Annotated in this window: 9 protein-coding genes; 5 read left to right on the top strand and 4 right to left on the bottom strand. The window is 68.6% G+C overall.

From position 1 onward, the window contains the following. Positions 1-129: 129 nt before the first annotated feature. From HWX25_RS29755 to HWX25_RS29745, 3 genes are all read right to left on the bottom strand, one after another. Positions 130-1,239: a diguanylate cyclase gene (locus tag HWX25_RS29755; protein WP_059818862.1), complete on the bottom strand. Its 1,110-nt coding sequence runs from the start codon at positions 1,237-1,239 to the stop codon at positions 130-132. Positions 1,240-1,294: 55 nt separating this feature from the next. Continuing rightward, on the bottom strand, positions 1,295-2,299 hold the full coding sequence (locus HWX25_RS29750) for a chemotaxis response regulator protein-glutamate methylesterase (protein WP_175912057.1): 1,005 nt from the start codon (positions 2,297-2,299) through the stop codon (positions 1,295-1,297). A 393-nt stretch (positions 2,300-2,692) separates the two neighbouring features. Further along, the gene (locus tag HWX25_RS29745) at positions 2,693-2,917 is read right to left on the bottom strand and encodes a hypothetical protein (protein ID WP_039357299.1); all 225 of its coding nucleotides are present in this window, start codon (positions 2,915-2,917) and stop codon (positions 2,693-2,695) included. 345 nt (positions 2,918-3,262) lie between these two features. On the opposite strand from HWX25_RS29745, the gene HWX25_RS29740 reads away from it, so the two are divergent. From HWX25_RS29740 to HWX25_RS29725, 4 genes are all read left to right on the top strand, one after another. Next, positions 3,263-3,952: a DUF969 domain-containing protein gene (locus tag HWX25_RS29740; protein WP_059689837.1), complete on the top strand. Its 690-nt coding sequence runs from the start codon at positions 3,263-3,265 to the stop codon at positions 3,950-3,952. Beyond that, a complete protein-coding gene (locus tag HWX25_RS29735; protein ID WP_175912056.1) occupies positions 3,949-4,899 on the top strand; it encodes a DUF979 domain-containing protein in 951 nt (316 codons plus the stop codon). The genes HWX25_RS29740 and HWX25_RS29735 overlap by 4 nt, the downstream gene beginning before the upstream one ends. 10 nt (positions 4,900-4,909) lie before the next feature. Next, positions 4,910-5,932, top strand: a complete 1,023-nt coding sequence (locus HWX25_RS29730; protein WP_175912055.1) for a DUF2891 domain-containing protein — start codon at positions 4,910-4,912, stop codon at positions 5,930-5,932. Positions 5,933-6,189: 257 nt separating this feature from the next. Next, positions 6,190-7,254, top strand: coding sequence for an asparaginase (locus tag HWX25_RS29725; RefSeq protein WP_175912054.1), 1,065 nt, complete (start codon positions 6,190-6,192; stop codon positions 7,252-7,254). Between the two features lie 81 nt (positions 7,255-7,335). Here HWX25_RS29725 and HWX25_RS29720 read toward each other — a convergent pair whose 3' ends face one another. Further along, the gene (locus HWX25_RS29720; RefSeq protein ID WP_059689844.1) at positions 7,336-8,310 is read right to left on the bottom strand and encodes a LysR family transcriptional regulator; all 975 of its coding nucleotides are present in this window, start codon (positions 8,308-8,310) and stop codon (positions 7,336-7,338) included. Between the two features lie 154 nt (positions 8,311-8,464). Here HWX25_RS29720 and aspA point away from each other — a divergent pair, with 154 nt between their 5' ends. Next, the gene (gene aspA, locus HWX25_RS29715) at positions 8,465-9,871 is read left to right on the top strand and encodes an aspartate ammonia-lyase (RefSeq protein ID WP_059524910.1); all 1,407 of its coding nucleotides are present in this window, start codon (positions 8,465-8,467) and stop codon (positions 9,869-9,871) included. Positions 9,872-9,935: the final 64 nt, after the last annotated feature.

Raw genomic sequence — 9,935 nt, 5'->3', positions numbered from 1 at the left:
GAAATAAGGTGCATCCTCGGGGCAAACTTCTCCGAATGGGCGGCGCTTCGCTTCGGTATCCGGCCATTCCCCGCCCACATCGCCGACCACCTCGCGCGATCGCCTATTAATCAGTGTTTCCCTAGGCGTTCACGCGAAACCGCCGCCGTCCGGCGACGCAGGCGGGGTACTGGGTGCCGGCGGTGCGGGCGGCGCATCGATCTCGACGCGATTCTTGCCGTCGTGCTTCGCGCGGTACAGCGCGCGATCGGCGGCCTCGATCAGCGACGTCGTCGGCAGGCCGGCGGCCGGCACGATGCTCGCGCCGCCGATGCTGATCGTCACGTAGCGACCCGTCGACGAGTGCGCGTGCTCGAGCCGCAGCGACTCGACCGCGAGGCGGATCTTCTCGCCGAGCAGCCGCGCGGCGCCCGGCGACGTGGCCGGCATCACGACCGCGAACTCCTCGCCGCCGAAGCGCGCGGCGAGATCGCCGGATTGCCCGAGACAGCGTTCGATGGTGGCCGCGACCTGCTTGAGCACGCCGTCACCCGACACGTGGCCGTACGTGTCGTTGTACAGCTTGAAGTTGTCGACGTCGATCATCAGCAGCGACAGCTCGCTGCGCTCGCGCGTGCCGCGCCGCCATTCGGCGGCCAGATATTCGTCGAGATAGCGGCGGTTCGACAGCCCGGTCAGGCCGTCCGAATGCGTGAGGCGCCGCAGTTCGAGATTGGCCTCCAGCAGTTGCTGCTGCGATTGCCGCAGCGCGCGGTAGGCTTCGTCCCGCTGCAGCAGGTTCATGTACGAGCGCGAGTGATAGCGGATCCGCGCGATCAGCTCGATGCGGTCCGGCAATTTCACGAGGTAGTCGTTCGCGCCGGCCGCGAACGCGGCGCTCTTGATCACCGGCTCTTCCTGCGTCGACAGCACGATGATCGGCACGTCGCGCGTCGCCGGATTCGCACGGTACGCCTTCACGAGGCTCAGACCGTCGGTGCCGGGCATCACGAGATCCTGCAGGATCACGGTCGGCCGCGTCTCGATCGCGGTCGCCAGCGCGTCGTCCGAGCGCGGGCAGTAGTGGAAGTCGATGCCGTCCTCGTCGACGAGCGCGCGTCGGATGGCTTCCGCGACGATCGTCTGGTCGTCGACCAGCAGGACCATCGCGGGCGCGTCGGCGTGCGGCGTGGGCGCCGCGTGCGCGGCGTCGAACGCCGCATGCAGCCCGCCGGGCGGGCGGGTGAGGTCGCTAGTCATGATTGATGCAGGGTTGCGCCATGGTAGCGATGGGTGTGACAGGGTTTCATCGGGTTCAGATTCGCGCGAGCGCCACCAGCTCGCCCGCGATGCGCTCGAGCGGCAGGATCGCGCGCGCGGCGCCGAGCGTCGCGGCCGCCTTCGGCATGCCATAGACGGCGCTGGTCGCCTCGTCCTGCGCGATCGTATGACAGCCCTTCATCCGCAGTGCCTTCAGGCCGATCGCGCCGTCGCGTCCCATGCCGGTCAGCAGCACGCCGATCACGCGTCCCGGCCAGTGCTCGGTCAGGCTGTTGAAGAATACGTCGACCGACGGCCGGTACGGCGTGGCGGCCGGTTCGCGCGTGTATTCGAGCGTGCCGGTGCGCGTGACGCGCAGGTGATCGTCGGTCGCCGCGAGCAACGCGACGCCGGGCTGAGGGCGGTCGCCTTCGTGCGCGACGCGTACGGTCAGCGGCGTCTGGCCGTCGAGCCATTGCGCCATCCCTTCGGCGAACGCGCGATCGACGTGCTGGACGATCACGATCGGCGCGCTGAAGTCGGCCGGCAGGCTGCCGAGGATCGACGCGAGCGCGCCGGGGCCGCCGGCGGACGCGCCGATCGCGATCAGCGGGCCGCCGCTCGCGCGCGAGGTCGTGCCGGCCGCGCGGACGCCGCCGGGCGCGTCGAGCAGCCGGCCGATCTGGTCGATCTTCGCGAGCAGCAGCCGCGCGGTATCGCCGCCCGCGCCTTCGCCGAGGCGTGGCGTGTCGACCGCGTCGAGCGCGCCGGCGCCCATCGCTTCGAACACGCGCCACGCGTTCGCGCCGATGCAGCTCGTCACGATCAGGATCGAGCACGGGCGGCTGGAACGCATGATCCGCCGCGTCGCCTCGATGCCGTCGAACTTCGGCATGATCAGGTCCATCAGCACGACGTCGGGCGGTTGCGCGGCGCACATTTCGACGGCTTGCGCGCCGTCGGTCGCGACCCACAGCACGCGATGCTCGGGCCGGTGCGCGAGCGCGCGGCGCATCGCCTCGACGGCAAGCGGGAGGTCGTTGACGATGCCGATGTTCACAAGCGGGATACTCCGGTCGGTTCGTAGTGTTGGATATGGGCCGGGTTCATGAAAGGCAGTGCCGGGCCGGCGCCGCCGAACGGCATCGGCGGGCGGATGGCACGAAATTCTTTTCGACTGGCGACGCCCCGAATGCTGTCATGCGGCGCGAGCGGCGGCAATCGAAAAAATTGCGCATTGCGTCGATTCCGACCCTTTCCTCTGTGGGCAGACGGCATTTTTTTCCGCCCGGGAAGACGGACAGCGATGTGCAGGATTATGCGGCAGCGCGGCAATCCGTCGTCGACGCGTTCGTGACGGCGCGAAGCGCGGCGCCCGGCACGGGCGCACGCGCAGGCACCGGCGAGCCGGCCGCGCAGGCCGGCACACCGCGCGCGGTGCGCGTCCAGTCGTTCAATGGCTGCGGGCGTACCCCTGGATCAGCGCGCGCATCATCCCTTCGACCGTTGCGTCGAGCAGATCGGCTTCCTGCTCCGATTCCTCGACGAGCGCGGCATAGGCGGTCGCGAGCGTCACGCGGTCGACTTCGTGGCGTTGTTCCATCAGCGTCACCATCCCGTCCTTCGCCAGATGAGCGGAGAACGCGCGGCTGCCGATGGTCTGGAATACGTCGATCATGGCGGCTCTCCCGAACGTTGCGATGCCTTCCAGTGTAGTCGGCGCACCGGCGCTCCGCCATGCGCGGCGGGGCGCGGGCCGTCCACGGCACGCCGGCCGGAATCGTGCGTTGCCGCGCGCGCGTTGGCGCCGCCGGCCGCCGCCGCCGGCCGCGATTCGTTCCGCCGAAACACAGCGGACACACGACCGGCGCAACGTGGCATCGGTTTCAACGTTTACCCGAAGCTTCAAATTGTCGACTTTTTATCGATAAAGTCTCGTGTTAGATTTTGCCGCCTGAACCCGGTCGAAACCGGGCGGGAGGCGCGCCTTCACGGCGCCACGAATCCATCGCAAGGAGGGGCAATGCTGGTGCTGATTGGGGTGCCGATCGTCGTGATCGGTTTCGCGCTGCGCTTCAACGCGCTGCTGGTGGTGACGATCGCGGGCCTCGCGACGGGGCTGGCGGGCGGGATGAATCTCGTCGACATCGTCAGCGCATTCGGCAAGGCGTTCACCGACAACCGCTACATGGGGTTGATCTGGCTGACGCTGCCGGTGATCGCGCTGCTCGAACGCAACGGGCTCAAGGAGCAGGCGAAGCGGATGATCTCGCGCGTGCACGCGGCGACCACCGGCCGCGTGCTGATGCTGTATTTCGTGCTGCGCCAGGTGACGGCCGCGCTCGGCCTCACGTCGCTCGGCGGCCACGCGCAGATGGTGCGGCCGCTGATCGCGCCGATGGCCGAGGCCGCGGCCGTCAGCCGGCTCGGCGACCTGCCTGAATCCGTGCGCCAGCAGATCCGCGCGCATGCGTCGGCCGCCGACAATGTCGCCGTGTTCTTCGGCGAGGACATCTTCATCGCGATCCAGTCGATCCTGCTGATCAAGGGCTTTCTCGAACAGAACGGGATCGTGGTCGAGCCGCTGCACCTGTCGGTCTGGGCGATCCCGACGGCGATCGCCGCGCTGCTGATCCACTGCACGCGGCTCGCGCTGCTCGATCACCGGCTGTCGCGCAGCTTCGGCGCATTCGGGCGGGAGGGCGCGCGATGATCGGCCTCGAACCGCTGTACACGCTCGCCGGCCTGATGTTCGGCGCGTTCGCGTGCTTCAACCTGATGGACCGCACGAACCCGCGCCGCGTCGTCAACTTCGCGTTCTGGGCGATCTACGCGCTCACGTTCCTGTTCGGCGCGCTGCTGCCGCACTTCGTGACGGGCTGCCTCGCGATCGCGCTCGCGCTGATCGCGGGCTCGGGCAAGCTCGGACGCGGCAAGTCGGACGAATCCAGCGAAGCGGCGGGCGCGCGGCGCGACGCGAAGGCGCTGCGCTTCGGCAACCGGCTGTTCCTGCCGGCATTGCTGATTCCCCTCGTCACGCTGATCGGCACGTTCGCGCTGAAACGGGTGCCGTTCGTCGATCCGAAGAGCGTGACGCTGATCTCGCTCGTGCTCGGCACGCTCGTCGCGTTCGCCGTCGCGCTCGCGATGCTGCGCGATTCGCCGGTTCACGCGCTGAAGGAGGCACGTCACACGATGGACGCGGTCGGCTGGGCCGCGATCCTGCCGCAGATGCTCGCGGCGCTCGGCGCGCTGTTCGCGGTCGCGGGCGTGGGCGGCGTGGTGTCGGGGCTCGTGAGGGAGTGGGTGCCGATCGATTCGCCGTTCGCGGTCGTCGCCGCCTATACGGTCGGCATGGCGCTGTTCACGATGATCATGGGCAACGGGTTCGCCGCGTTCCCCGTGATGACGGCCGGCATCGGCCTGCCGCTGATCGTCCATCAATTTCACGGCAACCCGGCGATCCTCGGCGCGATCGGGATGCTGAGCGGCTTCTGCGGTACGCTGATGACGCCGATGGCCGCGAACTTCAACATCGTGCCGGCCGCGCTGCTCGAACTGAAGGACAAGAACGGCGTGATCAAGGCGCAGTGGCCGACCGCCGTGCTGCTGCTGGCCGTCAACACGCTGCTGATGTACGCGTTCGTATTCCGCTTCTGACGAGGTGCCCATGACCGATCGACTGACCCCCGAACTCGCATCGAAATTCGCGTCGCTCGCGCTCGCGCACCTGACCCGCGAATATCCGAACAAGCTCACGCATTCGCTCGAGGGCCCGCACGACGTGCAGGGGCCGCGCGCGCTGCACCCGATCTTCTACGGCAGCTACGACTGGCATTCGTGCGTGCATGGCTACTGGCTCGTGCTGAGCGTGCTCGAACGCTATCCGGCGCTGCCGGAGGCCGAGCGGATCATCGCCGTCGTCGACGCGCACTTCACCGACGCGAACGTCGCCGGCGAACGCGCGTATCTGGCGCTGCCGCACAACAGCGGCTTCGAGCGGCCTTACGGATGGGCGTGGCTGCTGGCGCTGTCCGCGCAGCTGGAGCGGCTCGCGCTGAAGGGCGTGGTGCCGCAGGCCGCGCGCTGGGCGAAGACGCTCGCGCCGCTCGCCGACCTGTTCGTCGCGCGCTTCGAGACCTTCCTGCCGAAGGCCACCTATCCGTTGCGGGTCGGCACGCACTTCAACACCGCGTTCGCGCTGGCGCTCGCGCTCGACTTCGCGCGCGCGACGCAGCGCGACGGGCTCGCGACGCTGATCGTCGAAACGGCGAAACGCTGGCATCTGAACGACGTCGCGTGCCAGGCGTGGGAGCCGTCGGGCGACGAGTTCCTGTCGCCCGCGCTGATGGAGGCGGAGCTGATGCGGCGCGTGCTGCCGGCCGCCGAATTCGACGGCTGGTTCGCGCGTTTCCTGCCCGATCTCGCGCGCGGCGAGCCGGCGACGCTGTTCGAGCCGGCGACGGTCAGCGATCGCAGCGACGGCAAGATCGCGCATCTGGACGGATTGAATCTGAGCCGCGCGTGGTGCCAGCGCTCGCTCGCCGGCGCGCTGCCGGAAGGCGATGCGCGGCGCGCGAAGCTGCGCGATGCGGCCGACCGGCATCTCGCGAGCGCGCTCGCGCACGTGGCCGGCGACTACATGGGCGAGCACTGGCTCGCGACGTTCGCGCTGCTGGCGCTGGACGCGTAGTCGCGGCGTCGGTTGCCCGCGAAGCCGAGCTCGATGTTGCGCTAGCGCTCGGGCTCGAGATCCTGGTTCGTCGCGGCGATAGGGTCGCCGCCGCCGCCGAGGCCCGCGTTCGAGCCCGGCGGGTTCGATGGCTTTGCATCCGGCGCAATACCGCTTTCCACGGGGCGCCCGGCTCGACCCGGCGGCAGAGTCGATACACTGCCGTACCGGTTGCACGGGCCCCGGCATATCAGGCCCCGACGAAGGAGACAGCACAGATGGACACCCAACGCGCAGCGGTCGTGACGTACCGCGGCAATGCGATCGAGAACACGCACGTCGCCGATGTGGCGGTGGTGGATGCCGGCGGCAAGCTGCTGTTCCGGCTCGGCGATCCGTTCCGGATGACGCTCGCGCGCTCGGCGGCGAAGCCGGCCCAGGCGCTGTCCGTGATCGAGACGGGCGCGCCGGAGCGTTTCGGTTTCGACGAGGCGGACATCGCGCTGATGTGCGCATCGCACAGCAGCGAGGAGCGGCACATCGCGCGCACGCGGGCGATGCTGGCGAAGGTCGACGCGCAGGAGTCGGATTTGCGGTGCGGCGGCCATGCTCCGCTGTCGGACGCGGTGTACCGGTCCTGGATCAAGCGCGACTACACGCCGACCGGCGTGTGCAGCAACTGTTCGGGCAAGCACGTCGGGATGCTGGCCGGCGCGCGGGCGATCGGCGCCGCGATCGCCGACTACCATCTGCCGGCGCATCCGATGCAGATGCGCGTGAAGCACGTGGTCGCCGATGCGTGCGGCCTGCCCGACGACGAGGTCGACTGGGCGATCGACGGCTGCAACCTGCCGACGCCGGCGTTCCCGCTCGACCGCCTCGCGCGTCTTTATGCATCGCTGGCAGACGGTGCGGATACGGTTGAAGCCGGCGGCGCGGCGACGACCGATCGCGTGCGCGCGCTGGCGCGCATTCATCATGCGATGACGGCCCATCCCGAGCTGGTCGCCGGAGAAGGGCGCTACTGCACGGTGCTGATGGAGGCCTTCGACGGGCAGGTCGTCGGCAAGCTCGGCGCGGACGCGTGCTACGGGATCGGCGTACGCGCATCGGCGCGCACGCGGGAACTCGGCGCCGACGGCGCGCTCGGCCTCTCGGTGAAGATCGAGGACGGCAACATCGACGTGCTGTACATGATGGTCAGCGAACTGCTCGAACGGCTGCGGATCGGCACGGACGCGCAGCGCGCGCGGCTCGCCGCGTTCCACCGGCCGCGGATGCTGAACACGCAGGGCGTCGAGATCGGGCACGCGACGTTCCCGTTCGAATTGCAGCCGGCCTGATGGCGGCTGTCGTGCCGATGCCGCGTGCCGAAGGTGCATGCGGCGTCGGCGCTGGCTTGCCGGCCGGCGCGACGGCCGCCGCTACGCGCCCGCGTCGCGAATCTTCGTCAGCTCGACTTCCGACAGCTCGCCGATGTGCGCGAGATGCTCCGCGAGGAAGTCCTTCAGCACGCGCAGCTTCGCCGAGCTGCGCCGGTTCGCCAGATACGCGATGTAGATGTAGTCGCCCGTGAGCTTGTTCTGCAGCCGGTAGCGCGGCAGCACGGCTTCGAGCCGGCCGCTCGCGAGCAGGTCGCGCACCAGCCAGATCTCGAATTCGGCGATGCCGAGGCCCGCGCAGGTCGCGTCCAGCAGCAGTTCCGAATGGTCGGTCACGAGGTTGCCGGCCGGCAGCACGCTGTGCCGTGCATCGCCGCGCACGAGCTCCCAGCGCGGATCGCCCTCGGGATGCACGTAGCGCAGGCAGTTGTGATGCCGCAGGTCGTCCGGCGTCGCGGGGCGCCCGCAGCGGTCGAGGTAGCCGGGCGTCGCGCACAGGATGCTGTCGTTGCGCGACAGCCGGTGCACGACCAGGTTGTCCAGGTAGTTCTCGCCTTCGTGAATGTCGAGGTCGAAGCCGCCGGCGACGAGGTCGTTGTGGTTGTCGGTGAGCCGCACGTCGAGCTGGATCGTCGGATAGCGCGCGAGAAACGGCGCGATCAGCGGCGCGAGATGGCGGCGGCCGAACGCGACCGGCGCGGTGAGCTTCAGCGGGCCGCTCGGCTGTGAATTGAGCTCGGCGACGACGCGCAGCGTGTCGTCGAGATCGGCGATCAGCGTGACCGCGCGTTCCAGGTAGATGTGGCCGGCCTCGGTCAGCGTCACGCTGTGCGTCGAGCGATGCAACAGCGCGACGCCGAGGGCGTCCTCGATCGCCGTGATCTTGCGCGCGACCGTCGACGTCGACACGCGCATCTCCTTCGCGACCGCGGAAAAACTTCCCATTTCGACGACCCGCACGAATGCGCGCATCGCGCCGAGGTGATCGATGCCGGTGTCTCTCGCCGTTGTTTTCATTCGTCTCTCGCTGTTGCATCCCACGCAAAACCGCTTTCGATAATACAGAAGCGAGGTTCTTTATGCAAAGGCATAGAATGCGATCCCGTCGTACGGGGAAGCGGTGAACGCAGCCGGTTTCCCGCGTCGGCAGAGACAATTCAGGAGGGGCACCATGACGGAAAGCGGCTTCCGCGTCGAGGCGGATCTTTTAGGGAAACGAAGCATTCCGGATTCTGCGTACTACGGCGTCCATACGCTGCGCGCGAAGGAGAACTTCGACATTTCGGGGCGCACGATCGCGTCGCTGCCGTACCTCGTCATGGCGCTCGCGGCGGTGAAGGAAGCCGCTGCCGATGCGAACTGCGAGCTCGGGCTGCTGCCGGACGCGTATCGCGACGCGATCGCCGCCGCCTGTGTCGAGATCCGCGAGGGCCGGCTGCACGATCAATTCGTGGTCGACATCATCCAGGGCGGGGCCGGCACGTCGACCAACATGAACGCCAACGAGGTGATCTGCAACCGCGCGCTCGAAATCATGGGGCATGCACGCGGGCAGTACGAATACCTCCATCCCAACGAGCACGTCAATCTCGCGCAGAGCACGAACGACGTTTATCCGACCGCGATCCGGATCGCGACCTGCTTCGCGGTCGAGCATCTGCTCGACGCGATGGCGCGCCTGCGCGATGCGTTCGCGGAGAAGGCCGACGCGTTCTCGGATTTGTTGAAGCTCGGCCGCACGCAGTTGCAGGACGCCGTGCCGATGACGCTCGGCCAGGAATTCTCGACCTACGCGGTGATGGTGACGGAAGACATCGCGCGCCTGCAGGAAGCCGGCTTGCTGATGCGCGAGATCAATCTCGGCGCGACCGCGATCGGCACCGGCATCACCGCGCATCCGGAGTACGCGCAGAAGGCGCTGGCCGCGCTGCGACGCATCACCGGCCTGGACCTGAGCACCGCGCCGAACCTGATCGAAGCGACACAGGACTGCGGCGCGTTCGTGCAGGTTTCCGGCGTGCTGAAGCGGATCGCGGTCAAGCTGTCGAAGATCTGCAACGACCTGCGGCTGCTGTCGAGCGGCCCGCGCGCCGGCTTCGGCGAGATCAATCTGCCACCGGTGCAGGCCGGCTCGTCGATCATGCCGGGCAAGGTGAACCCGGTGATTCCGGAAGTCGTGAACCAGGTCGCATTCGAAGTATTCGGCAACGACCTCACGGTGACGTTCGCCGCCGAGGCCGGCCAGCTTCAGCTCAACGCGTTCGAGCCGGTGATCGCGAGCGCGCTGTTCCGCAGCTTCGGCCACCTGACGGCGGCCTGCACGACGCTCGCGGACCGCTGCGTGAGCGGAATCACCGCGAACCCCGAGCGGTTGCGCGAAACGATGGAGCGATCGGTCGCGCTCGCGACCGCGCTGAACCCGTACATCGGCTACAAGCGCGCGACGGCCGTGGCTGCCGAGGCCCACGCGAGCGGCAAGTCGATCCGCGAAGTCGTGCTCGATCGCCAGTTGATGACCGCCGCGCAACTGGACGAAGCGCTGCAGCCCGAAGCGCTGATCCGCCCGCGCGCGTACTGATTCCGGCCGCGCGGCGCCGGCGCATGCCGCCGGACGCCCGTGCGCGGCCGTTCCCGCAGCGCCC

This window comes from Burkholderia sp. BCC1640, from assembly GCF_902833125.1.
Lineage (GTDB): Bacteria > Pseudomonadota > Gammaproteobacteria > Burkholderiales > Burkholderiaceae > Burkholderia > Burkholderia diffusa.
This window is presented reverse-complemented; position numbering and strand designations above follow the sequence as displayed.

Coding starts and splice junctions, on each gene's coding strand:
- HWX25_RS29755 (WP_059818862.1), bottom strand. CDS start 1,239: ATGACTAGCGACCTCACCCGCCCGCCCGGCGGGCTGCATGCGGCGTTC.
- HWX25_RS29745 (WP_039357299.1), bottom strand. CDS start 2,917: ATGATCGACGTATTCCAGACCATCGGCAGCCGCGCGTTCTCCGCTCAT.
- HWX25_RS29740 (WP_059689837.1), top strand. CDS start 3,263: ATGCTGGTGCTGATTGGGGTGCCGATCGTCGTGATCGGTTTCGCGCTG.
- HWX25_RS29735 (WP_175912056.1), top strand. CDS start 3,949: ATGATCGGCCTCGAACCGCTGTACACGCTCGCCGGCCTGATGTTCGGC.
- HWX25_RS29730 (WP_175912055.1), top strand. CDS start 4,910: ATGACCGATCGACTGACCCCCGAACTCGCATCGAAATTCGCGTCGCTC.
- HWX25_RS29725 (WP_175912054.1), top strand. CDS start 6,190: ATGGACACCCAACGCGCAGCGGTCGTGACGTACCGCGGCAATGCGATC.
- HWX25_RS29720 (WP_059689844.1), bottom strand. CDS start 8,310: ATGAAAACAACGGCGAGAGACACCGGCATCGATCACCTCGGCGCGATG.
- aspA (WP_059524910.1), top strand. CDS start 8,465: ATGACGGAAAGCGGCTTCCGCGTCGAGGCGGATCTTTTAGGGAAACGA.